This window comes from uncultured Algoriphagus sp., from assembly GCF_963974365.1.
In the GTDB taxonomy this organism is placed as follows: domain Bacteria; phylum Bacteroidota; class Bacteroidia; order Cytophagales; family Cyclobacteriaceae; genus Algoriphagus.
The window spans coordinates 1-26,923 of record NZ_CAXBBX010000010.1 but is presented as its reverse complement, the minus strand read 5'-3'; the positions used below and the strand labels follow the sequence as shown (position 1 = coordinate 26,923).

Genomic DNA, 26,923 nt, shown 5'->3' with positions numbered 1-26,923 from the left:
TTTTATATAAAAAGATGTCAACTCCAAACGGAATTTCAAAAAAGCTGGGACATGAATATGTGACCGATGATGAAGACCAAATCACTTATAAATTAATTCAGGAATTTCAAGCTCAAGTCACCAGAATGTACAAGGACAAAAAAATGCTCCGACAGGTACATACTAAAATGCATGGCTGCGTAAAAGCCACTTTTGCTATTGAGAAAAATTTACCTAAAGAATTGAAAGTTGGAGTATTTGCAGTCGAAAAGGACTACCATGCCTGGGTCCGTTTCTCCAATGGAAATACAGCTCCTCAAAAAGACAAGAAAAAAGATATCCGAGGAGTTGCGATTAAGTTGCTGGGCGTCCCCGGTGAGAAACTATTAGAAGACGAATTGCATGAGGAGACTCAGGATTTTTTGCTGATGAGCACGGAGACTTTTTTCTCCAAATCCGTAAAGGAATTGAGCAGATTACTGGGTTCCATGACCTCTACTAATTTTCTTAAAAGTAAGCTTTTCATCCTCAATCCTACACTTTGGCCAATAATTGGAAGAGCGGTAAAAAGTAAGGTGAAATGCAAGAATCCATTGAGTATTCCCTACTGGAGCACCCAGCCTTACCAGTTTGGCTCACCCGATAAAGCAGTAAAATACCACCTTCGCCCAAGTCCCAGTAATATAACTGTGGTGGAAAACACGACTGATTATAATTATTTGAGATATAATCTAGCTCAAACGCTTCACGATAATGTAGCTAAGTTTGACTTTTTCGTACAATTTCAGACCGATGCGGATGCAATGCCAATAGAAGATCCTACGGTCGCTTGGACTTCACAAAACATCAAAGTGGCGACTTTGACTATCTATCCGCAGGTTTTCGATTCGAATGATCGGATTGAATTTGGAGACAATTTATCATTCAATCCGTGGCATTCTCTTCCAGAGCATAGACCACTAGGCTCATTCAATAGAGTAAGAAGAAGAGTGTATGAAGTGATGTCGAAGTTTAGGCATGATAAAAACAAATTGCCAAATGCAGAACCAAAAGATTCGCCAGATTTCCTGAATGACATACTTCCAGTAAACAGCAAAGTCACGCTTGACCAGCAAGTCCCTTCCAAGCACATTATTTTCACTACTGCTGAAGTCATCGTGAATTGCGACAAAAAAACAGCTTATGAATTCGTCTCGAGTGTAGAAAAACTGTCTAGCTGGTTATTAAAGACTGGTCCGATATATGGAATTATCAAAGTGACGAGACTCCATGGAAATTGGGCAGAAGTGGGAGATAATAGACTGGTGGAAAGAGGAGATTCTGCGACCTTGGTGGAAGAACTGATCTCTGTGCATCGCTATTCAAATTATGCCTATCAAACCACCAAATTCTCTGATGTATTCAAGCACTTTACGAATAAGACCTACGGACACATGTGGTTTGATACGGTAGATGATCAGACCAGACTTCGCTGGGTATATACGTTTACCTACAAGAATATTTTGGCAAGAATCTTCCTGTCGATTTTCGCTCCCCTTTTCCTCAAAAAATACCTTCAAAATGGCCTGAATAATGCTAAAGCACTTTTAGAGGATTAATCAATATTCGTCGATTCATACTTTCTGACTATTAAATAGTAGAAAGATATCGCAATACATTGATGGAAGGAAAGAAGAAATAAGCCCCACCTTTTACTGTGATTACCTGAGGTAGGTTTTTGATAGTTCTATTTACAGGCAGATCTTGAATGGTGAAATTCTGCTCTTCACCTTGCTCTGCATTTGCCCTAACACCAATAATTGGGTCTGGATCATTGTATAATTCTTTGTTTTTAGGAAGATTTGACCAAGTATATTGAAGAAATTCAAACTGGCGGCTGATGTCAGCATTGAAGCAAATAAATATTAGTCCCACCTCTCCAGTTGGAGTTAGGTTAGTTGGTGAGCCTTCATAGATCTCACCATAAAGCCTTGCTCGTCTGATTATTCTGTGTTGCTTACTTAATTTCAGGGATTCCTTTTTCCCGTGATCATCTACATTATCTCTTGGGTTTGTCCTTCTCAAATGGGATCCAAAAGGACATTTTAGGCCATCCTTATCAAATTTTGAATATCCAAAATCATTTACGTCACTTGTAGTCCCTGGGTCAGCATCTGGAAAAAGTGTAATGGGAGCACCATTTTGCCATCTTCCAACAAATCTGGCTCCCAATTTTAGGCTTTCGGCGACATTGATTGACCCATCTGGATTTTTGGAGCTTTCATTCAGAAAACTCCAAAATTTAGTGACATCCTGCTTCAATTGCCTCATCACCACAAAAGTCCCATCCTTCCCAATATCCTTCTGCCCACTACCCCCTGCATCCGGAGATAAAAGGTTCAAATTCCCTTGTTCTTTCACGATCAATGGAGTGTCAGGATATACACCAAATTCATTCTTGTACCCAAACAGAAACTCACCAGCTTTCACTACATCATCCTTATCCCCTACTCTGCCCGAACCTTCTATTATCGGCTGTGAAATCCCATCTCTGAACCCAAAGTGCTCTTTGTTATCTGGCTGAGTTTGTCCATCGATATAGAATATTGGCTCTATGCCATTTTGCTTGAACTCTGACTCTAACTGCCTATAATAATCCAGACATACTATTTTATCCTTTTCCAGGTCGTCTCTTCCAGATTTATCATTCCCAAAAACCATCAAGCAGAGGTGGATTTTTTCATTGTGATTTGCTCCCCAGTTCCAATTCTCAGGATTACTTTCATCCGAATCACCTAAAAGTCTACTCCGATGTGGTGATACCATTCCTTGACGAAATTCTCTAGAAAAAGCATCAAGATTCTCCTTATGTAAACCCAATTTTGCCAATCCATCATGGGTGAATGCTATATTCAAATGCGTAGGCGAAATCTTCGATTTGTCATGAATATGTCGTGCAGAGGTCATGTCCTGCCAAGACTTTGAAAGCCATTTTTTGAAAGCTTCCGCATCCGAGATTTGCATGTAAACGAACCTCGAATACAACATATGAGCGTATCCACGGATCAAATAACCCTGGATATTTTCTAATTCTAGCATTGTAGTATGCATAGTCTAAATAAGTTTAAGAAATTTGGCAGCTTTGCGCTCTGAAAGTTGCTTCATCACATGCACGCGGATTCGGGAATTGTTATTGACGTTTTTAATGGAAAGATCTGGATAAGCTGAATACCAAAAATTGGTCACCAACTCTGAATTACGACTCCATGCCAGAAAATATTCTTCCTTGTAAGCTCCTCCAGTTATTAAAAAATTTGTTTTTGGAAACACCTTCGTATTTGAGAAGATACCAGTAAGTCCCCAGCCACTATTATCTATAAAATCGCCTAAATACTGCTGCCAGCTTCCATCAAAATTTGAGAAAAAGAGTACTCTGGAATTCTTTTCAAACATCACCCATTTTGCAAAGTGAATGGTGGGAATCCCCATTAATTTACCCTGATTAAACACAAACTTGATCAAGAAATTAGAAAGTAAAAACATGGCTTTGATGGATATCAAGCGGACTTTCCCTACTTTCATATCTACCAATTGAGTAAACTGATTTTGATCTAGCCAGTCTTCGTATTGCTCTAGGTCATCTAGAAATTTATTATCGAGTTGACTCCTGTTTTTGGTGAAATTCACATCCTTCTTCTCATAGAAAAAATGAAGGATCAAAAGCCAAATGACCAAAAATGGAAGTATGATAGGCAATAAACACAGAACTACCAGGCCTGTCAAAATCAGCACCGGATAATTGATTCTTGGCATAACCTTCCCTTCTTCCAAAAAATCAAAGCCGTCACTTGATTCTAAATACCTCTGGATAGCTTCATGAACTGTTTGTGCAGGAACACCTTGCCAAGATCTGGAATCCAAAAAATCCCGAATTGAATTTCTCAGCTTTTTCTCATTTTGAATCTGCACCACTGATCTTCCAGGTGCACCAATGTACACCGCAGTATCCTTGATAATATGCTGTTTCAAATAAGCTACTCTGCTAGCGGTGGTCACTTGATTTAGGGATGGATAATCTTCGCAAAAAACATAAATCAGGTCAAGAATAGTACTTGAATTTTCACATACTTTTTCGAGCATGATATTTTTATCCCCATCGAAATCCACTACAAAAAGTAATTTGGGATCCCGCTTTTTTACATCGTTTATCCAGGATTTACCGTGATCAATCACCACCCAACGGGCAAAATGAATTATGGAAAGTGAATCCAATTCTTTGGAGATTCCATCTTTGGATTTCCTTTTAACTATTGCCAATTCGTCTATGAGCTCCTGAACTTTATCAGGGATGACAGGAACAATGATAGTAATTGAGTTTTGCTTCATATAGATTATTTTAACCTATAATTTATTTCTAATTAAAAATCACTTAAAAAAACACGTTGCAATAGCGGAACATTCACAGGATGACTAATTGCTCAGACTGTTCAGGCGACTCAAAGATTATCCCCCAGGTCAAACAGTTACTTCTTTCACGAAAAGATTTTTGACCTTTTTTAATGCGGAAAAAATCCTTGAATAAAAACAATAACAAAGCCTCATTCAATATAAAATTAAATATCCATTATCGCAATCCTATTCAAATACAGCGTCAACTAAGAATATTCATATATCCCAGCGTGAAGATTTCAGCGTTTACAATGTCTCTCAAAAAGACATCAAGGTATAAAATGATAGCTGTTAGAACTTTTCTTTAGTTCATCTAAACGAAAACAAATTTCTTATATTAAAGCCTTAATTCTTGCAACTAAACTACATTATGAAGTTCATCTATCTCTTCCTTACATTTTTCCTGTTCACTTTTCTATCAGCGAATGCTCAACAAAGCTGCATGACTGAAGCAAATATCAAGGCGCTTGACGCAAACTGGGAAGATGCAAATCTTCACCCTAATCCAGAGTTTATGGAGACTACACTCGCCCCTGAATTTGTATGGGTTCACAATCATGCATCCATGATTGATACAAAAGAAAGCACTGTCAAGCGTGCTGTCAACCAAAAAGCAAACGGGACTAGCAATACTAAATCAAGAACTCAGAGTGAGGTAAAGGTTGCTATCTCTGGAAACACAGCAATTGTAACTGGTTTTACTTTTGTAGACAGAGGCCCTTCTCCTACCAATTATCACTTTATGCGGACCTATGTTGAAAAAGACGGGAAATGCTATTTAGTAGGAAATCACACCATGGCAGTTCCTATAGAGGAATAAGGCCTGATTGAATAAAATATATGTATACTCGCAATGATGCCAGTCACTTGAGATTCTTTGCTTATCAGGCTGGAAGACCGATGACTCCCGCACTGGCGGGACAGGCAGAAGTGGCCTCAACTCTTATGTTTAACATATCTTACATTGCTTTTGCCACCTTACTGGTAGAAAAGCGGATAATCATATAAAATAAAAAGTGATGAATAAAATGAGAGTATTTTTTACTGGAGGTTCTGGAAAAGCAGGAAAGTACGCTGTAGAATACCTGCTGAATCAAGGACATCAAGTGATGAATGTGGATTTGAAACCATTAGATCTTCCAGGAGTGGATAATCTGATTGCTGATATTACTGATTCGGGACAAATGTTTAATGCCATGAGTTCCTATGCCAATTTAGATGAATTGGAGCCTGGAAATGGAGTCCCGAAGTTTGATGCCGTTGTACATTTTGCCGCAGTACCCAGAATCCTGATTAATCCAGACAATGAAACTTTCCGGGTCAATACCATTGGAACCTATAACGTAATCGAAGCTGCCGTGAAGCTGGGAATCAAAAAAGTGATTATAGCTTCTTCTGAGACTACGTATGGTATTTGCTTCTCAGATGGAAAAACCGACCCACATTCTCTGCCTTTGGAGGAAGATTATGATGTTGACCCTATGGATAGCTACGGTTTATCCAAAGTAGTAAATGAGAAAACTGCCAGAAGTTTTCAACGAAGATCGGGCATTGATATCTATGCCTTGCGCATCGGAAATGTGATTGAACCTCATGAATACGCAGAACTTTTCCCTCATTATTTTGAACATCCAGAAGTCCGCAGAAGGAATGCATTTTGCTATATCGATGCCCGTGATCTGGGCCAAATTGTAGACTTATGCTTGCAAAAAGATGGCTTGGGCTATCAGGTCTTCAATGCTGGAAACGATCACAATGGAGCTATTATTCCAAGCAAAGAATTAGCTGAGCGTTTTTTCCCTGGCGTGCCGATTACTCGTGAATTGGAAGAACATGAAGCTTTGTTTTCAAATCGTAAAATCCGGGAAGTTCTGGGATTTAAAGAACAGCATAACTGGAGAAATTACCTGAAATGGGAGTAATTCTGGCTGTTTTCACAAATTCGAAAGCCTTTTTGAGATCATTAGTGGCTTCCTTATAATCCGCCATGGAATCGTACCTATTGTCACTCTTAGGAAAATATTTGAAGCCTACCTCAAAGAATAGCTGTGCTTTTTCCTATTGCCCCATATCCATTTTCATATATACAGACATGCAGCTAGTCAATTCATCCGTTTTCATCGCTCCTTCAATGGGAATATCGCATCTATTACTTCCTATACCTATAAATTTCTGGAAATTGACGGAAAGGCATTGACAATTAGCAGATCCTATAAAGAGGAAGATTTGAAAAGGACTCCAGAAATTCGAATAAAGAGTTTTTACTAAAAAATCTCAACTATTTTTTAGTAAAAAGATGAAATGATAATTTTTTTAAATTTACTTTGTGTCTCAAAGTACTTTTAAATATGAGACAACCAGAACAAGAATTAGCCGAAATCAAGTCTATGATGGAGAGAAGCACACGCTTCTTAACCCTGAGTGGCCTTTCTGGGATATTGGCAGGAACCTATGCTTTGATCGCTGCCGGGATTGCCTATACATGGATTTATTATCCAGAAGTACCTTATGGAAGTAACATCGACAAGATCAGTGATGAAGGGATCGTTGGCAAGTTGCTAATCACTGCATTGATCGTGTTGTTACTATCTATAGGAACTGCTTGGGTGATGAGTCAAAATAACAGCAAGAAAAAGGCTACCAAATTCTGGACTCCAGCAAGCAAACGTTTCATCCAAGCGCTATTTATACCGATAGCAATTGGCGGAGTTTTCTGCTTGGCTTTGATTTCGAGAGGACATCTCGCTGTAGTTGCGCCAGCTACCTTGATCTTTTATGGATTGGGTTTACTCAACGCCTCCCACTTCACTCATAACGACATCAAATACCTTGGCTATTGTCAGCTTGTGCTTGGAGTTATTTCGGCATTTCTCCCAGGTTTTGGCCTGCTCACCTGGTCATTAGGTTTTGGAGTACTGCATATCATCTATGGAGCGATGATGTATTACAAATACGACAGATAAGGTGAAGGGGAATTACGATAAGGCATTTGAAAATGTGGTCCGATTGCGGGTCATGTCCATCTTGATGGTCAATGATGAATTTGATTTTAATTCATTCAAAGAGCTGCTAGATGTGACGGATGGCAACCTGGCTTCGCACCTGAAAAACCTAGAGAAGCAAGAATATATCTCTGTAGCTAAATCATTTCTGGGCAGAAAACCATTAACCAATTATTCTGCAACGGCCCAAGGTAAAGCAGCATTCCAAGACCATCTTGAATTCCTCGAAAATTTGATCAAAGAAAACAAAACCTAAAAAAATTTAAATACTCACTTTGAAATACAAAGTACTTTTAAAACACAAAATAATGAAGACAAGCATAGAGTTTCTGAAAGGCATTCAAGCCAAATCCGCTGCAGTAGCCGCACTCATTGGAGCCGGCATCCCATTTTCCTGGCTCCTATTTCTCATACTGGTCAAGAGTGAGGACTTCGAATCCTGGATGTCTATCCCCCTCACCCTTATCCCATTAGGGGGATTTATTGGAGGATTATTCTTCTATCTGATGGGATTTGTCTGGTTTCCTTCTGGAGGAAGAAAACTGGCGGCTATCATTTTCAGCACTCTACTCTACTTCGTAGGAATATGGCTCAGTGCAGTTTTCGCATTCAGCCTAGTTGGGCTTTGGGATTAATATCTACCTCTACACTTACCTAAAATTTACCACATACTTTAACTCACTAAATCATGGAAAAAGAATCAAACCTTTCTATCCTCGAAAAATTTCAGGATTGGATTTCCCGCTCTACCAGCTTAAAACTTCTAGTAATTGGCTTCATTGCCTTATTGCTGTTGATCCCACAAGCGTTGATTACTGACTTGATAGACGAAAGGCAAACCCGCCTTCAAGAAACGGAGAATGAGGTGACAGACAAATGGTCTCGGTCCCAAACTGTAATTGGGCCATATCTGGCTCTACCTTATCATACGTACCGAGAGGTGCAGAGCAATGGTGAAACCAAGGTAATTAAGGAACTACAAACTGCTTATTTCCTGCCGGATCTTTTAGACGTCACTGGGGACCTTCAGGCCGAATCTCTTCATCGAGGCATTTTTGATGTGGTCGTTTATCGAGGGGATTTGGATGTAAAAGCTGACTTCAACTCCATTGCACTTGGAAAACTTGACATAACTTTCGAACAAGTACTTTGGGATCAAGCCACCTTTCTAATTTCCGTGAGTGATCTAAGAGGAATTGGCGAGAATCCTGACCTAAAACTTGACAGCCTATCGCTAATTTCAGAACCATTTACTGACACTCAAACTAACTTGAAGGGTCTTCAATTCCCTGCTTACCTAGATTCTGCATCAAATGATTTTACATTCTCTGGAAAAATAAAGCTCAAAGGAAGCAAGGAGTTTCATATCGTTCCTTTAGGCAAAACCACCACATTGAAACTCAGTGGAAACTGGCCTAACCCGAGTTTCCAAGGAGACTTTTTACCCGAAGATAGAGTATTGACCAAGGAAGGTTTTGAAAGCACATGGAAAGTTCTTCATTTCAACAGACCTTTTGGCCAGGAATTTATCAACAGGCTACCAAATTTCCTGGAAAGTTCCTTTGGCTTAAGCCTCAAAATGCCCGTAGATCAATACCAGCAGAGCATACGAACTTCGAAATATGCAATCCTAATCATTATCTTGAGCTTTCTGGCCTTGTTCCTCATGGAGACCTTTACTAAAAGAAGAATTCACCCGCTTCAATATACTTTGGTTGGTTTTGCGCTTGTTCTCTATTACACCCTGTTGATAGCACTTTCAGAGCAATTTGGCTTCACATCAGCCTACCTTATTTCGAGCTTAGCTACCGTAGGACTCCTAGCATTTTATTCCAAAAGCCTCTTTTCCCAACTCAAAACCACAGGGATTTTTACAGGAATTCTTTCTGCTTTTTACATTTTCATTTTTGTGATAATTAAGCAGCAGGACTATGCCTTGTTGATCGGAAGTATTGGGCTTTTTATAGCACTTGCAGTGACCATGGTTATATCTAGAAAAATCGATTGGTATAAAAAATAAAGCAATCAAATTCTATTTGAAAGCTATAAATCCCCAAATCAAATGACATTTACAAGTCTATCTGAAAGATTAGAAAACTACTATTTCAGCATAAAGAGAAATAGATGGCACTGGTTATTTCAACTCGGTTGCAGAATCCTGCTAGCCTATGCATTTATAGTTGCGGGCATGGTGAAAATCCTAGGCGAAAGATTTGCAAGTGGATTGTCAGTGATACATCCCATGGGTTCCTATCTGGAGGCTCTGCATCACACTGGGTATTACTACACGTTCATAGGTGTGGCCCAGGTGCTAGCTGCCATCTTACTTCTATTTCCCCGCACAGTCTTAATGGGAGCACTAGTCTACCTGCCCATTATTGTAAATATTTGGGTGCTTTCATATGCAGTTCGATTTGTGGGGTCTTACGTCACTTCACCCTTGATGGTGTTGGCCAATCTTTACATTCTGGCTTGGCATTATGATAAACTGAAATACATCTTGCCTTTTAATCGATATTCGAAGGAAGTAAGCTTGCCAAAGCTCGAGAAATACGATAAAAAGTTACCATTTCTATTCTTTTTAGGAGTGGTTGGAATGATGGTTTTCACCGTATTGTTTTCACGCTTTGGCCATGAGGTAATGCCTCAGAATTCTTTGAAATCATGCAATGCTCAATTTGAAAATACCGCGAACCAAACAGCAGGATATGAATTTTGTGAATGCGTCCATACCTCAGGAAATCCGTTGGACGTATGTATAGAAACCTTTGAAAATTCTAAAATAAAGCATTAGTCTCCACTAAGAATTAATCAATCCTAAATAAAATTTTGTATCAAACAACTTAACCCTTCCCTATAATGCGTACTGAAATCTTAACTCACATCGATGATCCAGCTTATTTGGAAAAGCTGTATAGAATCAACAAGTCTTCTTTCAAAGAATCATTTACGCTTCTCTATCCAGAGATTGAAGATAAACCTCAAAGTAAATTCTGGCTTGAGCGGCTGAACTACGAATCCAACTCAATTTCTTGGGGCTCAAAAAACGAATTGCTCTTTGTTTTCATCGGATGCTTTATAGCAGGAATAATTGCAAAATTCCCTGTTCTGTTTTCTATTCCTGAGGACTTTTTCTACCCTAGAAATATTGGCTTTATCCTATTCCCCATTCTAGTAGCTTATTTTTCTTGGAGAAATAAACTATCCAGAAATTTCAACAGTTTGCTTTTCGGAATCATCGGTATAGGATTGGTTTACATCAATGCTTTACCAGATTCCCAAGAAAGTGACTCCATTATTTTAGCCTGTATTCATTTGCCTTTACTTCTGTGGGTAATCGTAGGATCAGCTTATTCTGGCAAGGATAAATTCAAAATCGCTATATCACTTGACTTTCTTCGATTCAATGGAGATGCTTTGGTAATGATAGCAGTGTTGGGAATTGCAGGCGGTATTCTCACTGGAGTCACTTTCGGTTTGTTTTCATTGATAGGTGTTCCTATCGAAATATTCTTCCAAAACTATATCTTGGTTTTTGGGCTTCCAGCCATTCCGATTTTAGCAACTTTTCTGACTCAAAACAATTCTCAGTTGGTAAACAAAGTGTCTCCAGTCATTGCAAAACTTTTCAGCCCTGCGGTTTTGGTCATGCTTTTCGTGTACATCATGGCTATAATTTATACAGGCAAAGATCCATATAACGACCGCGAATTCTTGTTGATTTTTAATCTTCTATTAGTGGGAGTTATGGCATTGATATTCTTCTCTGTCGCTGAGAAAAAGAATGCAGAGAAAATAACATTTGACATTTGGATCCTCTTCTTTCTTTCGATTTTGACAATCATCGTAAATGGAATTGCGCTTTCGGCAATCACGTTTAGAATCTCAGAATGGGGTTTGACACCGAATAGAATGGCAGTTTTAGGAGCCAATATTTTGATTCTGATTAATTTACTACTTGTGACTTTCAACCTTTTCAAATCCCTAAAAAGTAAAGTTGAACTTCCAAAAGTCGGGAAAGCTATCGTTTCTTACATCCCAGTTTATTTTGTATGGGCATTGATTGTGGTCTTCTTTTTCCCTTTAATTTTCAACTTCCAATAATTAGGATTTGATCATTTCGGGGTCACAACCCCCATAAAGGTCTGAAGGATAATTTTCCCATCATGAACGATAAATGAATCTGAGCAATTCTTAAAATCAAAGTTCGGAGCATCTGCCTCCCAAATGATATAACCCACCTCTTTAACAGCCATGTTTTTTATCACAGATACTGTTGTGGAATCTTTGGGCAATGCCGCATATGCGTTCACGAAATTTTCACGAATTTCTGCCAGTCCACTGTAAGTTCGGTCGGGTGTGATCAAAACTGATTCTTCTGTATAATCGGCCATCACTTCTTCGAGATCATTTCCAATAAATGCCTCTAAGTGATGGTCGACCACCTGCTGGGTGGTTTGCTCATCGTAATTTAAACTAGGACTAGATATATTGGAGGTGTCATTATTCTCTATTTCTTTACTTTTTGGACTGCAAGAGTATAACATACAAAAAACTAAGACTAATAAAATATTGATTTTCATAGCTACAGGAAATTTCTTTTCTTCCAATTTAGTGATTTATGGGATTTTCAACTAGGTTTTCTGAAATCCAGAATTGGTCATTCGATGAAATGATTGTACTTTAAAAAACAACTTATTTCCACATCTCTAATGGATATTTTTAGCATCATTACCATTCTAATTGTCCTTTCGGCAATTTTTGCCTTTATCAATACCAAGTTTCTTAAGCTGCCTTTTACAATTGGCTTGATGATCATTGCAATCGCATTTACAGTGGGAATCACACTTTTAGGAAAAATCAACCACTTCTTCATTGATGAAGCCGAGCTACTGATTGGTTCAATTGACTTTGAAACAGCACTTCTAGATGTGATGTTGAGTTTCCTTCTTTTTGCCGGAGCTCTACATACCAAATTGGATTCTTTAAAAGCCTTGAAAGCTCCTATAGCAGTCTTCGCAACCATTGGCGTGATACTTTCAACCTTTTTCGTAGGGACGATGATGTATTATGTTTTTTTACTTTTTGGGCATGAGATCAAGTACATCTATTGTCTGCTATTCGGCGCATTGATCTCTCCCACTGACCCGATTGCAGTTTTGGGAATCCTGAAAGAAGCCAATGCACCAAAGAAATTGGAAGTCAAAATAGTCGGAGAATCACTTTTCAATGACGGCGTCGGAGTGGTAGTTTTCTTGGTGATTTTCAAAATAGCCCAGCAAGGAATCGGCGCAGTGGACGCAGGAGAAGTAGGATTGTTATTTCTCGAAGAAGTAGTGGGCGGTATCGGCCTAGGCTTGATCACAGGCTGGTTGACGTTTAGAATAATGAAAGTGATAGATCACTACGAAACTGAAGTAATCATCACATTAGCTTTGGTAATGGGACTTTCGGGATTAGCACATTACCTACACGTCTCAGGACCCTTGGCAGTCGTAGTTGCCGGAATATTTATAGGAAACAAATCTCCAAAAATCGCCTGGTCAGAGACTACACATAATTACGTGGATAAATTTTGGGAACTGATTGATGTACTCCTAAACGCTGTTTTATTTGTGCTAATCGGGCTGGAATTGTTAATTATCACTGCCTCCGAAGAGTACATAACTCTAGGCTTGGTTGCTATACCTGTTTGTCTGATCGCTCGCTATTTATCACTCGCAGGTCCCGTAGCTATATTTGATAAGCGATTAGATTTTATCCCAAAAACAGGTCTAATGATGACTTGGGGAGGGATTCGAGGCGGAATCTCTATTGCATTGGCGCTTTCTCTAGAACCTCAAATGGAGCGCGAACTCTTCCTTACCGTCACTTATGTGATTGTTGTGTTTTCCATTATAGGTCAAGGACTAACAATTGGACCTTTAGTGAAAAAGGTACTTGGCGCCCAATAGTTAGTATGATTTACTTAACTTTGATTCAATAAAAACCAAACCTAAAATGAAAAAACACATCACCTTAAGTATGAGCTTTCTTCTGGCTCTAACCCTTGGCTTCACGGCCTGTAGTAGTAAAACTAGTACTGAAGAGACTATAGAAGAAGTAGAGGTAGCAGAACCTTCCAGCTTCGGAGGCTTAGCTCTTTACACCGTACGTGATTCTATGGCTAGCAATCCAAAAGCAACACTACAAGCTGTAGCCGATGCTGGTTATGCCTATGTAGAGGCTGCCAACTATGAAGACGGAAAATTCTATGGAATGACTCCTACAGAATTCAGCTCATATCTTGAGTCTTTAGGTCTATCTGCAAAAAGTGCTCACATGGGCATGGTCAATATGGAAAATGCTGACCAATTGATCGCTGATGTAAAAGCTGCTGGGATCGAGTATTTCGTGATACCTGTTCCTCCAATGGGTATGTTTACTTTTGGACCTGACGGAATGGGCATGAAAGGCACGCCTGATGAACTCGTAACAATTATGAATACTTTGGGAGAAAAATGTTCATCTGCAGGTATCAAATTACTTTACCATAACCATGATTTTGAATTCAAAACGATGGAAGATGGTACTGTGATTGAAGATCTTCTTTTGGAGAAATGTGATCCTGCATTTGTAAACTTCCAAATGGACCTTTTCTGGGTGACTAAAGCAGAAGTTGATCCACTTACTTACTTCGAAAAATACCCAGGCCGCTTCATCGCTTGGCATGTCAAAGACATGAATACTGAAGGAAACTTCGCTCCAGTTGGTACTGGTACTATCGATTTCAAAAGAATCTTGGCAGAAAAAGCTAAATCTGGAATGGAATTTTACCTAGTTGAGCAGGACCAGACTTTTGGTTTAGATCCAATGGAAGCGATCAAAATCAGCCACGACGGCTTGAAAGAGATAGGTTTCAAATAAGAATTGAAAAAATACTATTAGCTAAGCTTGCAGCATCAAATCGAGAAAGCCATCCAGAAACCATCTGGATGGCTTTTTAAGTTAAAATCATTAGCTTAAACTTCTGATGAGCAACACATTTATCTTTATCGTAGCCGGAATAGTAATCCTACACTTCATAGTTGGGATAGGATATTTGATTTTTAAAATCTCTGGCAAAAACCCTCCAAAGAGAAAAGATAAATAGCCAATTCATCTTCTATCGAAGGTAGAAAACACAAATAAGCATACCCTGAGAAAGCTCTGTGAACATTTCCTTTCACCAAAAAAACCACTCCTTACTAGAAGTGGTTTTCGACGTTAGACCATTTATTCTTTACCCTAAAAGTAGCGTGAGGTTTCGATGGGTACTATTATGCCCTACCCAGGAATAGCCATTTGTAGTTCTAGCAGATACAGTCAAAACAAAACTGTAAGCACATGATTGAGGCGGTCTCCAATTTCCGGAGGCAGTTATTAGTTTATTCGTGAAACCTTCCCAGTTCCCATTCTCTGGAGTATATCCTTCTGAAAAGATTCCAGTGGACAACCCTTCCCCATAGGTAGCATAGAAAGTAACACCTCTCAAATTACCCTCTGGGTCATTTGCTGTGATGCGGAAATTCAAACCGTCAGGTGCTGCGCCTATAGTTTCAATCGCACAGGCGGACACCTCACTTCTTCCATGTTTCACACTTTCAATAATTGCAGTGGGCACATGATTGTCGATATACATTCGCACCACCTGAGAATCCAACTCAGTATTGCTTGTACCTAAGTAAAAAGTGACTTTTACACTATATAAACCGGGCAAAAGGCCTGAGGTAGGAAACTGTATCAGCAGATCATCAATAGAGTAATCTGTAGCTGGATTGGCTAATTGATAGTACCCATAGGAATTTGGGGCAAATGATTCCAAAGCGTAAGTACTGCCATTCCATCGGTAATTGGACCAATTACTGATCAATTTAGTAAAGGAACCTCCACCAGGTCCTGCTATTTCTACTTTGTATTTCCGATTTCCAGCACTCCAAAGTTGCTGAAGCTTCGTGCGGTTCCCTATTAGGTTTAAGGTTCCACCAAATGCTGCGTTCTCCACAAAGAGATAATATCCAGCATCCGTCGTTGCACGTCCAGAAGTAAATGAGATTTTGGTCGTTGGTATTAAACCTACACTTCCTACTAAAGGTCCCAAATCCTTAGCGGGAATGCTTGGCTTCCTGCTCAAAATCAATTGGCGAAGCTTCGTGAAATCCTTATAAAAATCCCCTGGAAAGTCTGTCGTAAAGCCAGGATTACTTGATTTCACCCTAAAACCAAAATAAGTGTAAGGAGTACTTAGCGGCCAGGAAAGAGAAACATTAATCTCGCTTAATTCAATTCTAAACTTCCATATTCTGTGGGGCACATCTGAATTAGGACTCTTCCCGAACTCCTGAACTACACCTGAATGGGAAGGATCCGCTAATAAGCCTGTCCAACTGCCAGGACCTAGATATTTCTGTAGTCCTAGTTTATTTGGCTGGCCTGGGTATAGGCCATAGTTTACATCCACATTAGCAGTTATAGCTCTATCTCTGGTATTGTCAAAAGTCAACCAAAAATAATCGTTGGTACCTGGATCATTTCCAGTATCAGACACTACATCGAGTGTGAGGTAAAGAAAATTCGCATCATTTTTGGCCAATACGTAGCCTCTGGTGAATTTTAGACTACCGGCTCCATCCCAGTCGCCATCCATGATAGTTTTATTGATGTCGATCGGGTTGATCGCCCACTCGCTTCGCAGCGGTATCGCAAAAAGAATTGGTGTTGTAATAGATAAATTTCTAAGCTTAGCCATTATTTTATAATTAAGAATATGTGAAAAAGAGATACTGTCTCTCAAAAAATGAGACAGACTTAAATACTAAAATCCCGATACCTCACCCAAAATGACTTGGAACCATCAGGAACCAACTTGCAACTTTCAATCGAAATAAATAATAACAATCTGAATTTCAACTGATTACCAAATTTAAGTATTAGAATAAAATTGCGGTAGGAATAGGGCACAAAAAAACCCTGACTTGTACTAAGTCAGGGTTTTATATTAGTATTTTTTGCAAATCACTTTGCTGGAAGAACCTTCGCTTTTACTTCTCCAAAGCCAACTCGTACCCCGTCTTTCTCCGCAAATCCTTTCATAATTACTGTATCGCCATCTTCGATGAACTTTCGCTCAGTACCGGATTCAAGCTTAACTGCATTTTTACCATTCCAAGAAAGCTCTAACATAGAACCAAAAGAATCCGGCTCCTGACCTGAGATCGTTCCCGAAGCCATCATGTCACCGACATTGATATTGCAGCCATTTACGGTATGATGAGCCAATTGCTGGGCAACATTCCAGTACATGTTTTTGAAATTGGAAGTACAGACCTTGCTGCTCTTCTCGTCTTCCGGCTGGATATAAGCCTCTAGATGTATATCGAAACTATGGGATTGTTCGCATTTCAAATAATCCAAAACATCAGGTTCCTGCACAGGACTTTCAACTTTGAATTGCTCCAGAGCTTCCAAAGTCACCACCCAAGGAGATATGGAAGAAGCAAAGCTTTTACCCAAAAATGGACCTAAAGGAACATATTCCCAAGCCTGAATATCCCGAGCTGACCAATCGTTAAACAAAACAAAACCGAAAATATAATCCTCCGCATCTGCTGTAGATACCGAGTCACCGAGCTTGGTGGATTTGCCTGTAATGAATGCCAACTCTAGTTCGAAGTCTAACTTTTTGCTAGGCCCAAAAACTGGTGAACCTGATTCAGGATCTTTAGTTTGTCCTTTTGGTCGGATCACCGGCACTCCTGAAGGTATGATGGAAGAGGCACGACCATGGTAGCCAACGGGAAGATGCTTCCAGTTTGGCAATAATGCATTCTCTGGATCACGAAACATTTTACCCACATTAGTGGCATGTTCCATGCTGCTATAAAAGTCTGTGTAATCACCGATTTTCACCGGCATCAGCATGGTTGCTTCCTTCCGATTCAGCATTACTTTTCCTCTGGCAGAATGATCTCTCAGTTTTTCATTATCTGCCGCAAGCAGATCCTGAACGCGTTCTCTGATTTTTTTGGTAGTTACTTTTCCGAGTTCGATCAGATCATTAAGAGATTCACTTAAGAAAATCCCCTCAGGCAAAAACATATCTGAAAAGAATCCTTCTTGATCAAGGATACTTAGGTCTACAATCTTATCTCCAATTGCTATTCCGATACGCGGACTAAGTTTTTTGTTCTTAAAAACTCCAAAAGGAAGATTGTAAATCGTGAAATCTGAATTTTTTGCTACTTCCACCCAGGTAGTCAGGGCGTTGGTTGGGCTGTCGCTCATTGGTAAAAATCGTTAGGAGTGCAAATTTAGCCTTTCTATATGAAATGAAAAGTGTAAAAGCTGAAGTAGCTAGATTTCATTTTGAAAGGAGAGCTATAAGTCTTTGGCTACTTGACCGTTGACGCGAAAGAGCTAAATTTCAATTAATTCCAATCCACAAAATCAACCAGTCATCATTTTCTATATCGCGAAAGTGATTGCTTTATTAACTTTGAATAAATTCGAATCTCTATTTCATGAAAAAACCAAATCACATATTCCTGACACTTTTATTAGTCTTTGTCACCTCATTGGCTTTTTCTCAGGAAAAAAGCATCATCGATCAGCTTGAGGAAGTCGCTATAGTAGACCAAAAAGTCATGATGCCTATGCGTGATGGCGTCCGACTTGCTACGGACATTTATCGGCCAAAAGGTGAAGGAAAATATCCCATAGTTTTTTCCAGAACTCCCTACAACTTCAACACTTGGGGAAATGGCGAACTAAATACGCGCACCATGCAGACTGCCCTTTCGTGGGTCGAAAAAGGCTATGCCTACGTCGTACAAAATGAACGAGGAAGATACTTTTCCGAGGGAGATTGGGATATCCTGGGCGTGCCGCTGACCGATGGTTATGATGCATTTGAATGGATGTCCAAGCAAAATTGGAGTAATGGTAAAATAGGAACGCTGGGTTGCTCCTCCACTGCTGAGTGGCAAATGGCTGTGGCTTCTTTAGATCACCCAGCTTTAGCAGCACTTGTACCACAGGGATATGGAGCTGGAGTAGGTCGCGTAGGAGAATTCAACGAGCAAGGCAACTGGTATAGAGGCGGTGCTGGGCAGATGCTGTTCACGAACTGGCTATATGGCGTACAACAAGATCCGATGGCACCTCGATTGCCAAAAGGAATAGAGCAAAAAGACTTGTTAAGATTACAGCGTTTTTATGACATGTCTCCTGAGTATCCTAGAATTGATTCCAAAGAAGCTTTAGCACACCTCCCTATTCAGGATATCATCAGAAATCAGAATGGGCCTATGGGGATCTATGAAGAGATGATCACCCGCAAGCCAAACGATGCAAAGTGGTTTGAAGGAGGATTGTATCACGACGATATGCCATTTGACAAGCCAAGTTTCTGGTTTGTATCTTGGTTTGATGTGTCAGCTGGTCCAAACATCGCGCTTTTCAATCATGCCAGAGAGAATGCTGTATCGCAGATGGCGAGAGATAATCAGTACCTCGTGATCGCCCCTGTGCTTCACTGTTCCTATACCAGAGCCTCTGAAAACACCATGGTAGGGGATCTGAATGTGGGTGATGCCCGATTGAATTACGATGAGATCATCACGGCTTGGTTTGATGTATGGCTAAAAGGAGAGAAATCTGAGGTGATGGAGGAAATGCCAAGAGTGCAGTATTACACGATGGGAGCAAATAAATGGCAAACTTCAGACGTATGGCCTCCTGCAGATGCTGTGATGACGACGATGTATTTGGACTCAGAAGGAAAGGCAAATACGCTCAACGGAAATGGGAAACTAACTTCCAAAAAGCCTAAGAAGGATCAGCCAGATACATTCAAATATGACCCAATGAATCCTGTGACTTCTTTTGGCGGAAATGTCTGCTGTACTGGGAATGCAATTGACGGAAATGGGGGCTCAAAGGATCAATCTGAGATGGAAAAACGGGAGGATATCTTGGTTTATACTTCTGATGTTTTGGAAGAAGGAATCGAGGTCTCAGGCTTTATTGAATCCTATTTGTACCTATCTTCTGATGCTAAAGACACTGATGTCACAATCAAATTGATCGACGTCTATCCTGACGGAAAAGCATATAATCTAGATGAAACAATTCAGCGTGTTCGCTACAGAGAAGGCTACGACAAAGAAGTCTGGATGGAAGATGGGGAAGTGTACGAAGTAAAAATGACCCCTATGAGTACTTCAAACTACTTTGACAAAGGTCATAGAATCCGCATCGAAGTCAGCAGTTCCAACTTCCCACGATTTGACCGAAATATGAATACTGGTGGAAATACGTACGACGAAACCGAAGGAATCGTCGCCACCAACTCAATTCATCATGGAGCGAAGAATCTGAGTAGAATTGTGCTGCCGATCGTAAAGAAATAAATTAAAGATCTTGATAGAATAAAAGGAAGTAGAAATGCTTCCTTTTATTGTTTGCTCTGGTTTGAACAAAACCAATTTCTAATCAGCCAGTACAACACCAAACCGCGTATCACAAATAATTGTCCAGGATCTTTGTGGCAAAAAAATTCACTATTTTCACTCCCACAATGACAGCCCTAGAACAAAATATAACAAACTACTTTGGTGCGATGAGTCAGGGTAGTTTGCAGGTAATTACTTCTCGATTTCATCTAGAAACGATGAAAAAAGATGACTACTTTTTGAAGGCTGGCAAACCTTGCAACAAACTAAGTTTTATTAAATCGGGGTTTTTGAGAGTTTATAAGCAAACGGAAGACAAAGAGGTCACCCAATGGATTTCTACACCAGGCTATTTTTTGACAGATCTTTCCAGTTTACTTTTTGAAAGCCCAGCTCGGTGGAACATCGAAGCACTAACAGATGCTGAGCTTTTCACAATCAGTGGAGCCGATTACAAGTCCATCGGAACTATTGTTCCGAATTGGCATGAACTGGAAAAACTGTTTATTGCCAAATGCTTTACCTTTTTGGAAGACCGGGTTTTCACCCATCTTTCGATGACTGCTGAAGAACGCTATTTGCATTTCTTTGAGTACAATAAGGAACTTTTCAATCAAGTTCCGCTTCAATACATCGCATCCATGCTCGGGATGACACCAGAAACATTCAGCAGAATCAGAAATAAACATCTCAGCTCAACTTCTTGATATTTATCAAGAGCGCTCTCCCAGCTACTTACCAATTTTGCCTCAACACTAAATCACTTAGAAATGAGAAACTTATTAAAATTGGAAGAAGCAGCAATATTCCTTCTCAGCATTTATTTATTCAGCACTTTAGATTTTGCTTGGTGGTGGTTTCCAGCACTCTTGTTGGTTCCTGATATAGGAATGATTGGCTATTTATTCAACCCGAAAATTGGAGCTTTCATTTATAATGTATTGCACCACCGATTAATCGCGGCTGCTGTTGCATTTTATGGTCTAGCATTTGGAAATGAGTATTGGATACTTTCCGGGATCATACTATTTGCACACATTTCCTTTGATAGATTCATGGGGTATGGCTTGAAATTCAACGATAGTTTTAATCATACGCATTTGGGGAGAATTGGGAATATCAAGAATAGTTAAGTCTTTACATCTCAATTAATTCTCATGAAACTTAAAAACATTTCTATTCCTTATGTAGGATAGACTATAACAATCAACCCATGAGTAGAGGATTTGTAAAAGAAGATGATCAGGAAGAAACACCACTTGTGCCGCCAAGAGCAGATTTACCTGAAGGTGTTACCAATTTCATGACTGAAAATGGAATGGCAGAACTACTTGCAGAAAAGCAAGCACTGATCGAAGAGAAGTCGGCTATCGAAGCCTCCACAGAGCAGGAAAAACGTATTGCTTCAAATTTCATCAATGCAAAAATACGTTTGCTTGATGAGCGAATAGCAGTAGCTAAAGTCGTGAATTTGAGCGAGCAGCCTCAAGATGAAATTCGCTTTGGCGCAACCGTAACTCTTAAAATCGGTACCATATCAAAGCATCAGACTTACCAGCTTGTTGGTGTGGATGAAGCAGATATTTCAAAGAATAAAATCTCATTTATCTCTCCTATTGCAAAGGTTTTGATGGGTAAAAATGTCGGAGAAAAAGCCATTTTAAAGTTGGCCAAAGAGGATAGGATTTTTGAGATCATGGAGATTTGCTATTGAACAGTCGAAAGCAGAATATGACTCATAATCTAAGTAGATCAAACTTCTTAATTGGGAGGTAATCAAATCCCCCCTTAAAAACCAAATACATAACCTTCTCTTTTTCAAGAAATTATTTCACATAAATTCATTTTTGTGTATTTTTGGAATCAAATTCCTAATTTGTACAAAATGGACTATTTTGACAGAAATATTAAATCTAAAGCTCTAACTCTTCTGAGCAAATTCCCTTTGCTAGCTATTACAGGCCCGCGTCAATCGGGCAAAACCACCTTTGCCAGAAAATTAAAACCTGATTTTACGTACGTTAACTTAGAGTTACCTGAAGCACGAAATTTCGCAAAAACCGATCCTTTGGCATTTCTCCGATCTTATCAAAACGGTGTGATTCTGGATGAGGTGCAATGGGTTCCAGAACTCTTCTCCTACTTGCAAGTACTGACAGACGAACGAAATATAGCAGGTGAGTACATTTTGACAGGTTCTCAAAACTTTCTTTTATCTAACCAAATTACTCAATCCTTAGCCGGCCGGGTGGCTATTCTTAATTTGCTGCCATTTTCTAAGCAAGAATTAGCCAATCACATCACTATTCCCTGTTGGGAAGATCTAGTTGTAAATGGGGGATACCCAAGAAAATATCAGTTTGATATCGCTCCAAACGACTATTACCCTAATTACATCCAAACTTACATAGAACGTGATGTGCGACAGATTTTGAATGTGATGGATTTAGGCAATTTTCAAAAATTCCTTCAGCTATTAGCTGGCCGGACTGGTCAGATTTTTAATCAAAGCAACTTTTCCAATGAATTGGGAATCGATCAGAAAACCGTTAATTCCTGGCTTTCAGTACTAGAAACATCCTTTATTGCTTTCAGACTTCCTTCCTATTACCGTAATTTTAATAAAAGGATTTTGAAATCTCCGAAAGTATATTTCTACGACACAGGGGTTTTATGTAGTCTGTTAGGGATTAAGCAAGCAGAAGATTTGAATGTCCACTTCGCTAGAGGTCCTTTATTCGAAAACCTAGTGATTTTAGAATTGATGAAAAAAGAATTGAATTCGGGTGAGATCCCAGCTCTTTACTATTGGCGAGACAATCACCAAAATGAAGTAGATCTTTTGCAGGAAAAAGATGGGAAATTGACTGCAATTGAAATTAAATCTTCGGAAACCTACCATCCTGATTTCCTTAAAGGATTGAAATACTTTCAAAAAATTGCTCCTGAAAGCCATGCCAAGCTTATCTATGCTGGAAATATAAGCCAAGAACGAGATGGTATTCAAATTAGTAATTTTGGGGAGTTGTGAAAAAAACAATTATCCATTCCGCCCTAGCTGTCAGATGATCTGAGAAACAAAACTGATTCAATTGGTGCTATTGAGAAAACTAACTATCAAAGTCAAAACAAATTCTGCCCTACTCATATAAATAAACCCCTTTTCTGGAGAAGCAAGACCAGTAATCCCCGTGCCTCTTTGCGTTAACTTCGTGCACTTTGTGGTTTAATAATCCTATTCTAAACAATTGATACCCCAATCATGCCTCCAAAATTGGCTTTTTCCCTATTTTTGCCCCTCTAAATAATCATCCGAATATGTCTATTGCCAGCAAATACGATCCAGCAGCTACTGAAGCCAAGTGGTATGCCTACTGGATGGAGCACAAGCTTTTTTCATCAAAAGTAGATCCTAACAAGGAACCTTATGTGATTACCATGCCTCCACCAAACGTCACGGGCGTCTTGCACATGGGACATATGCTAAACAATACCATACAGGATGTATTGATCCGTCGGGCTAGAATGCAAGGCAAAAATGCGCTTTGGGTTCCGGGTACTGATCATGCTTCGATCGCCACGGAGACCAAAGTGGTAAACTTGCTCAAAGAGCAAGGAATAGATAAAAAATCCCTCACACGAGAGAAATTCCTAGAGCATGCTTGGGAATGGAAGGAAAAATACGGTGGAATTATCCTGGATCAACTGAAAAAGCTTGGTGCTTCCTGTGACTGGGATCGTACGGCTTTTACCATGGATGCAGGTCTGAGCGATGCCGTGATTTCTGTTTTTGTGGATTTGCATAAAAAAGGAAAAATATATCGAGGTATCCGCATGGTGAACTGGGATCCAAAAGGAAAAACAGCCTTGTCTGATGATGAGGTAATCACCAAGGAAATTGCTTCCAAACTTTATTATATCAAGTATAAGATCGAAGGAACAGAAAATGAATTTCTGACCATCGCTACTACACGTCCTGAGACTATCATGGCAGATGTGGCTATCTGCGTCAATCCAAATGATCCCAGATTCACCCATCTCAAAGGCAAAAAAGCAATCGTTCCTCTGATCAACAAAGCCATCCCAATCATCGAGGATGATTACGTGGACATGGAGTTTGGTACAGGTTGCTTGAAGGTAACTCCGGCTCATGATATCAATGATTACGAACTTGGCCTGAAGCACAAACTAGAAGTGATCGACATCTTAAATGATGACGGAACACTAAATGAAAAAGCTCAGATTTTGGTTGGTGAAGATCGTTTTGTCGCTAGAAAAATGATCGGCAAAAAGCTGAAGGAAGTCGATCAGCTGGAGAAAATAGAAGATTACAAATCCAATGTAGGTCACTCCGAAAGAACAGATGCGGTCATCGAGCCAAAGCTTTCTTTACAGTGGTTCCTAAAAATGGATGAGATTACCAAACCAGCTCTTAGCTCGGTAATGGACGATGTGATCCAATTGTATCCCCCGAAATTCAAGAACATGTACCGTGCTTGGATGGATAATGTACGGGATTGGTGTATCTCCCGCCAACTTTGGTGGGGACATAGAATTCCAGCTTTTCACCTTCCAAACGGGGAGTTCGTGGTAGCCAAAACCGCGGAAGAAGCTCTGCAACTTGCCAATGAGCAATTTGAAGGTACGTTTACGCTAGCTGATTTGAAGCAGGACGAAGATGTGTTGGATACTTGGTTTAGCTCTTGGTTATGGCCGATTTCGGTTTTTGATCCGGAGGTTTTCACTACTGGCAAGCCGAATGAGGAATTGAAATACTACTATCCTACTAATGACTTGGTGACTGCTCCGGAGATCCTATTCTTCTGGGTGGCGCGAATGATCATTGCTGGCTACGAATACATGGGCGAGAAGCCTTTCAAAAATGTGTACCTGACTGGTATCGTCCGTGATAAATTGGGTAGAAAAATGTCTAAATCCCTGGGCAACTCACCTGATCCTTTGGACTTGATCGCCCAAAATGGAGCTGACGGAGTCAGAACAGGAATGCTCTTCTCCTCTCCTGCCGGAAATGATTTGCCATACGACGATAAGTTAGTGGAGCAAGGGAGAAACTTCGCCAATAAAATCTGGAATGCTTTCCGTCTGGTAAAAGGCTGGGAAATCGATCCGAATTTGGACGGTTCCGGAAACACATCAAGCATTGAATGGTTTGAAAATAGATTTAACCAAGCCCTGCTAGAAATCAATGAGCACTATGAGAAATTCAGGATTTCTGATGCCTTGATGACTACCTACAAGTTGGTTTGGGGAGATTTCTGCTCTTGGTATCTGGAGATGATCAAGCCGGAATATCAGCATCCAATAGATCAGCAGACTTATGATAAAACGATTGCGCTTTTCGAAGATATCCTGAAGATCTTGCATCCATTTATGCCATTTATCTCTGAAGACCTTTGGCACCAGATCAAAGACAGGTCTGTGGAAGAGTCCTTGATTTTGGCTTCTTGGCCAACGGAAAAAGGATTTGACAGCAAGATCATCGAAGAAGCCAATCAGGTATTTGAGGTAGTTTCTCAAGTAAGAAATCTACGGGCTTCAAAAGGAATGTCACCAAAAGAAACATTGGATCTAACTATCAATGCTAAAGATGAAGGATTGTATGGAAGATTCTCAGCAGTATTGAATAAGCTGGCAAATTTGTCATCGCTAAACTTTGGTACAAAAGTAGAAAACGCACTCAGCTTCGTAGTGAAGTCAGACGAATGCTTTGTACCGATGGGTGACTCGATTAATGTGGAAGAGGAAAAGGAAAATATCCAGAAAGAAATCGACTACACAAAAGGCTTCTTGAACTCTGTAATGAAGAAGCTAAGCAACGAGCGATTTGTCGCTGGGGCACCTGCACAGGTAATAGAAATGGAGCGCAAAAAACAAGCAGATGCTGAAGCCAAGATTAAAGCTTTGGAAGAGAGTTTAGCGAAGCTGGGGTAAGGTGATAATATTCCCCCCTAAGGCGCTACGGCGCAGAGGACTTCCTGAATATTTAGAAAGTAATCACAAAACCGGAGACAGATAAAGTCTTCGGTTTTTTTAATGTCCTTTTGGTGAAAGGAAACTTTTTGGTTTAAATTGACGAAATGGAACAAGGCACGCGATGGCATCAGCGACTGGAAAATTATTCGAAAGCTCTTGGTCAACTAGAGAAGGCTGTAACTCTATCAAAAGAAAGAGAGTTAAGCGATCTTGAAGAACAGGGACTTATCCAAGCATTTGAATTTACGCATGAACTGTCTTGGAATTTGCTAAAAGACTATTTGATTTTTCAAGGAAATTCTTCCATAACGGGCTATCGAGATGCGACAAGAGAAGCATTTAGACTGGGGCTGATTTCTGACGGAGAGAATTGGATGGAGATGATCAAAAGCCGAAACCAGTCATCCCACACCTACAATGAGGGAATAGCTGAAGAAATTTCAACGAAAATCACAGAAAATTACTACCAACTATTCAAGGAACTGCAAGATAAAATGTATGAGTTCAAAGCTAAAGACGAGTAAAGATTTCGGACTTTCGGGAGAGACTATCGAAAAAATAAACAACGTATTACGAAATCACCCTGCAATTCAAAAAGCTATGCTTTATGGATCAAGAGCTTTAGGAACATATCGTCCTAATTCTGATATTGATCTTACGTTAGTTGGAGAGAATTTATCCTTAACAGATCTTTTAACCGTTGAAAATGAGCTAGATGATCTGCTTTTACCCTTCCAAATTGACCTATCACTTTTTCATCGTATTGATCATAAAGGTCTGATTGATCATATTGAGAGAGTAGGAAAAGGATTTTACGAAAAATAGTTAAGCCAGCTAGTGTCTGTGATATTGGGATTTTGGAGTGCATTATAAAATTTACACCTCTTATTAAGTCCTGCTTCTGGAGAATCAAGCCAACGAAGAACCATAAAACAAAGGACAGGAATATAACCCGCGCACTCTGAGTAAACCTCTGTGAACTCTGTGGTTTAACCAAAAGAGGCTGTCTCAAAAATAGATAGTTTAAAAGGCTAGTCGATTACTCGGCTA

The 26,923-nt window shown here is 39.8% G+C and carries 25 protein-coding genes; 20 read left to right on the top strand and 5 right to left on the bottom strand.

What is annotated here, in order from left to right; all coding sequences use genetic code 11:
- The first annotated feature begins 14 nt into the window (after positions 1–14).
- Complete coding sequence (locus AACZ87_RS14235; RefSeq protein WP_339868143.1) at positions 15–1,577, top strand: SRPBCC family protein; 1,563 nt, start codon at positions 15–17, stop codon at positions 1,575–1,577.
- A 31-nt stretch (positions 1,578–1,608) separates the two neighbouring features.
- On the opposite strand, the gene AACZ87_RS14230 is transcribed toward AACZ87_RS14235, so the two are convergent.
- Positions 1,609–3,069, bottom strand: coding sequence for a Dyp-type peroxidase (locus AACZ87_RS14230; RefSeq protein ID WP_339868141.1), 1,461 nt, complete (start codon positions 3,067–3,069; stop codon positions 1,609–1,611).
- A gap of 3 nt (positions 3,070–3,072) precedes the next feature.
- Positions 3,073–4,344: a hypothetical protein gene (locus AACZ87_RS14225; RefSeq protein ID WP_339868139.1), complete on the bottom strand. Its 1,272-nt coding sequence runs from the start codon at positions 4,342–4,344 to the stop codon at positions 3,073–3,075.
- A 433-nt stretch (positions 4,345–4,777) separates the two neighbouring features.
- Here AACZ87_RS14225 and AACZ87_RS14220 point away from each other — a divergent pair, with 433 nt between their 5' ends.
- The 9 genes from AACZ87_RS14220 to AACZ87_RS14180 all read left to right on the top strand — a co-directional run bounded on the left by AACZ87_RS14220 (position 4,778) and on the right by AACZ87_RS14180 (position 11,513).
- Complete coding sequence (locus AACZ87_RS14220; protein WP_339868138.1) at positions 4,778–5,227, top strand: nuclear transport factor 2 family protein; 450 nt, start codon at positions 4,778–4,780, stop codon at positions 5,225–5,227.
- Positions 5,228–5,247: 20 nt separating this feature from the next.
- A complete protein-coding gene (locus AACZ87_RS14215; protein ID WP_339868136.1) occupies positions 5,248–5,415 on the top strand; it encodes a hypothetical protein in 168 nt (55 codons plus the stop codon).
- Between the two features lie 11 nt (positions 5,416–5,426).
- Entirely contained in the window at positions 5,427–6,329 is a 903-nt protein-coding gene (locus tag AACZ87_RS14210; RefSeq protein ID WP_339868134.1) for an NAD(P)-dependent oxidoreductase, read from the top strand.
- 426 nt (positions 6,330–6,755) lie between these two features.
- On the top strand, positions 6,756–7,370 hold the full coding sequence (locus tag AACZ87_RS14205; protein ID WP_339868133.1) for a hypothetical protein: 615 nt from the start codon (positions 6,756–6,758) through the stop codon (positions 7,368–7,370).
- A 1-nt stretch (position 7,371) separates the two neighbouring features.
- Positions 7,372–7,665, top strand: coding sequence for a transcriptional regulator (locus AACZ87_RS14200; protein ID WP_339868131.1), 294 nt, complete (start codon positions 7,372–7,374; stop codon positions 7,663–7,665).
- A 52-nt stretch (positions 7,666–7,717) separates the two neighbouring features.
- Positions 7,718–8,044 (top strand): hypothetical protein, encoded by a 327-nt coding sequence (locus AACZ87_RS14195; protein ID WP_339868129.1) that lies wholly within the window; start codon positions 7,718–7,720, stop codon positions 8,042–8,044.
- A 53-nt stretch (positions 8,045–8,097) separates the two neighbouring features.
- Positions 8,098–9,429, top strand: a complete 1,332-nt coding sequence (gene creD, locus AACZ87_RS14190; RefSeq protein ID WP_339868128.1) for a cell envelope integrity protein CreD — start codon at positions 8,098–8,100, stop codon at positions 9,427–9,429.
- Between the two features lie 42 nt (positions 9,430–9,471).
- Positions 9,472–10,203 (top strand): DoxX family protein, encoded by a 732-nt coding sequence (locus tag AACZ87_RS14185; protein ID WP_339868127.1) that lies wholly within the window; start codon positions 9,472–9,474, stop codon positions 10,201–10,203.
- A gap of 65 nt (positions 10,204–10,268) precedes the next feature.
- The gene (locus tag AACZ87_RS14180) at positions 10,269–11,513 is read left to right on the top strand and encodes a hypothetical protein (RefSeq protein WP_339868125.1); all 1,245 of its coding nucleotides are present in this window, start codon (positions 10,269–10,271) and stop codon (positions 11,511–11,513) included.
- Between the two features lie 11 nt (positions 11,514–11,524).
- Here the strand turns inward: AACZ87_RS14180 and AACZ87_RS14175 are convergent, their stop codons facing one another.
- On the bottom strand, positions 11,525–11,956 hold the full coding sequence (locus AACZ87_RS14175; protein WP_339868123.1) for a nuclear transport factor 2 family protein: 432 nt from the start codon (positions 11,954–11,956) through the stop codon (positions 11,525–11,527).
- A gap of 165 nt (positions 11,957–12,121) precedes the next feature.
- On the opposite strand from AACZ87_RS14175, the gene AACZ87_RS14170 reads away from it, so the two are divergent.
- On the top strand, positions 12,122–13,363 hold the full coding sequence (locus AACZ87_RS14170; RefSeq protein ID WP_339868121.1) for a sodium:proton antiporter: 1,242 nt from the start codon (positions 12,122–12,124) through the stop codon (positions 13,361–13,363).
- 46 nt (positions 13,364–13,409) lie between these two features.
- Positions 13,410–14,315 (top strand): sugar phosphate isomerase/epimerase, encoded by a 906-nt coding sequence (locus AACZ87_RS14165; RefSeq protein ID WP_339868120.1) that lies wholly within the window; start codon positions 13,410–13,412, stop codon positions 14,313–14,315.
- A 355-nt stretch (positions 14,316–14,670) separates the two neighbouring features.
- Here the strand turns inward: AACZ87_RS14165 and AACZ87_RS14160 are convergent, their stop codons facing one another.
- Both AACZ87_RS14160 and fahA read right to left on the bottom strand, forming a co-directional pair.
- Positions 14,671–16,176: a hypothetical protein gene (locus AACZ87_RS14160; protein WP_339868119.1), complete on the bottom strand. Its 1,506-nt coding sequence runs from the start codon at positions 16,174–16,176 to the stop codon at positions 14,671–14,673.
- Between the two features lie 266 nt (positions 16,177–16,442).
- The gene (fahA, locus tag AACZ87_RS14155; RefSeq protein ID WP_339868117.1) at positions 16,443–17,711 is read right to left on the bottom strand and encodes a fumarylacetoacetase; all 1,269 of its coding nucleotides are present in this window, start codon (positions 17,709–17,711) and stop codon (positions 16,443–16,445) included.
- Positions 17,712–17,947: 236 nt separating this feature from the next.
- Here fahA and AACZ87_RS14150 point away from each other — a divergent pair, with 236 nt between their 5' ends.
- From AACZ87_RS14150 to AACZ87_RS14115, 8 genes are all read left to right on the top strand, one after another.
- A complete protein-coding gene (locus tag AACZ87_RS14150) occupies positions 17,948–19,837 on the top strand; it encodes a CocE/NonD family hydrolase (RefSeq protein WP_339868115.1) in 1,890 nt (629 codons plus the stop codon).
- A 167-nt stretch (positions 19,838–20,004) separates the two neighbouring features.
- Entirely contained in the window at positions 20,005–20,586 is a 582-nt protein-coding gene (locus AACZ87_RS14145) for a Crp/Fnr family transcriptional regulator (protein WP_339868114.1), read from the top strand.
- 63 nt (positions 20,587–20,649) lie between these two features.
- The gene (locus AACZ87_RS14140; RefSeq protein WP_339868112.1) at positions 20,650–21,012 is read left to right on the top strand and encodes a DUF4260 domain-containing protein; all 363 of its coding nucleotides are present in this window, start codon (positions 20,650–20,652) and stop codon (positions 21,010–21,012) included.
- A gap of 80 nt (positions 21,013–21,092) precedes the next feature.
- A complete protein-coding gene (locus tag AACZ87_RS14135; RefSeq protein ID WP_339868110.1) occupies positions 21,093–21,593 on the top strand; it encodes a GreA/GreB family elongation factor in 501 nt (166 codons plus the stop codon).
- Positions 21,594–21,764: 171 nt separating this feature from the next.
- A complete protein-coding gene (locus AACZ87_RS14130) occupies positions 21,765–22,910 on the top strand; it encodes an ATP-binding protein (protein WP_339868109.1) in 1,146 nt (381 codons plus the stop codon).
- Positions 22,911–23,197: 287 nt separating this feature from the next.
- Positions 23,198–25,831, top strand: a complete 2,634-nt coding sequence (locus AACZ87_RS14125; RefSeq protein ID WP_339868108.1) for a valine--tRNA ligase — start codon at positions 23,198–23,200, stop codon at positions 25,829–25,831.
- Positions 25,832–25,977: 146 nt separating this feature from the next.
- Positions 25,978–26,397, top strand: a complete 420-nt coding sequence (locus tag AACZ87_RS14120) for a nucleotidyltransferase substrate binding protein (RefSeq protein ID WP_339868107.1) — start codon at positions 25,978–25,980, stop codon at positions 26,395–26,397.
- Positions 26,372–26,698 carry a nucleotidyltransferase domain-containing protein gene (locus AACZ87_RS14115; protein WP_339868105.1) on the top strand — a complete coding sequence of 109 codons (327 nt, stop codon included), beginning with the start codon at positions 26,372–26,374 and terminating at the stop codon, positions 26,696–26,698. Before AACZ87_RS14120 ends, AACZ87_RS14115 begins: the two co-directional genes overlap by 26 nt.
- Positions 26,699–26,923 lie beyond the last annotated feature (225 nt).

Bases quoted from the DNA above. Each gene is read 5' to 3' on its own strand.
- AACZ87_RS14235 (WP_339868143.1), top strand. From the start codon at position 15: ATGTCAACTCCAAACGGAATTTCAAAAAAGCTGGGACATGAATATGTG.
- AACZ87_RS14230 (WP_339868141.1), bottom strand. From the start codon at position 3,069: ATGCATACTACAATGCTAGAATTAGAAAATATCCAGGGTTATTTGATC.
- AACZ87_RS14225 (WP_339868139.1), bottom strand. From the start codon at position 4,344: ATGAAGCAAAACTCAATTACTATCATTGTTCCTGTCATCCCTGATAAA.
- AACZ87_RS14220 (WP_339868138.1), top strand. From the start codon at position 4,778: ATGAAGTTCATCTATCTCTTCCTTACATTTTTCCTGTTCACTTTTCTA.
- AACZ87_RS14215 (WP_339868136.1), top strand. From the start codon at position 5,248: ATGTATACTCGCAATGATGCCAGTCACTTGAGATTCTTTGCTTATCAG.
- AACZ87_RS14210 (WP_339868134.1), top strand. From the start codon at position 5,427: ATGAATAAAATGAGAGTATTTTTTACTGGAGGTTCTGGAAAAGCAGGA.
- AACZ87_RS14205 (WP_339868133.1), top strand. From the start codon at position 6,756: ATGAGACAACCAGAACAAGAATTAGCCGAAATCAAGTCTATGATGGAG.
- AACZ87_RS14195 (WP_339868129.1), top strand. From the start codon at position 7,718: ATGAAGACAAGCATAGAGTTTCTGAAAGGCATTCAAGCCAAATCCGCT.
- creD (WP_339868128.1), top strand. From the start codon at position 8,098: ATGGAAAAAGAATCAAACCTTTCTATCCTCGAAAAATTTCAGGATTGG.
- AACZ87_RS14185 (WP_339868127.1), top strand. From the start codon at position 9,472: ATGACATTTACAAGTCTATCTGAAAGATTAGAAAACTACTATTTCAGC.
- AACZ87_RS14180 (WP_339868125.1), top strand. From the start codon at position 10,269: ATGCGTACTGAAATCTTAACTCACATCGATGATCCAGCTTATTTGGAA.
- AACZ87_RS14175 (WP_339868123.1), bottom strand. From the start codon at position 11,956: ATGTTATACTCTTGCAGTCCAAAAAGTAAAGAAATAGAGAATAATGAC.
- AACZ87_RS14170 (WP_339868121.1), top strand. From the start codon at position 12,122: ATGGATATTTTTAGCATCATTACCATTCTAATTGTCCTTTCGGCAATT.
- AACZ87_RS14165 (WP_339868120.1), top strand. From the start codon at position 13,410: ATGAAAAAACACATCACCTTAAGTATGAGCTTTCTTCTGGCTCTAACC.
- AACZ87_RS14160 (WP_339868119.1), bottom strand. From the start codon at position 16,176: ATGGCTAAGCTTAGAAATTTATCTATTACAACACCAATTCTTTTTGCG.
- fahA (WP_339868117.1), bottom strand. From the start codon at position 17,711: ATGAGCGACAGCCCAACCAACGCCCTGACTACCTGGGTGGAAGTAGCA.
- AACZ87_RS14150 (WP_339868115.1), top strand. From the start codon at position 17,948: ATGAAAAAACCAAATCACATATTCCTGACACTTTTATTAGTCTTTGTC.
- AACZ87_RS14145 (WP_339868114.1), top strand. From the start codon at position 20,005: ATGACAGCCCTAGAACAAAATATAACAAACTACTTTGGTGCGATGAGT.
- AACZ87_RS14140 (WP_339868112.1), top strand. From the start codon at position 20,650: ATGAGAAACTTATTAAAATTGGAAGAAGCAGCAATATTCCTTCTCAGC.
- AACZ87_RS14135 (WP_339868110.1), top strand. From the start codon at position 21,093: ATGAGTAGAGGATTTGTAAAAGAAGATGATCAGGAAGAAACACCACTT.
- AACZ87_RS14130 (WP_339868109.1), top strand. From the start codon at position 21,765: ATGGACTATTTTGACAGAAATATTAAATCTAAAGCTCTAACTCTTCTG.
- AACZ87_RS14125 (WP_339868108.1), top strand. From the start codon at position 23,198: ATGTCTATTGCCAGCAAATACGATCCAGCAGCTACTGAAGCCAAGTGG.
- AACZ87_RS14120 (WP_339868107.1), top strand. From the start codon at position 25,978: ATGGAACAAGGCACGCGATGGCATCAGCGACTGGAAAATTATTCGAAA.
- AACZ87_RS14115 (WP_339868105.1), top strand. From the start codon at position 26,372: ATGAGTTCAAAGCTAAAGACGAGTAAAGATTTCGGACTTTCGGGAGAG.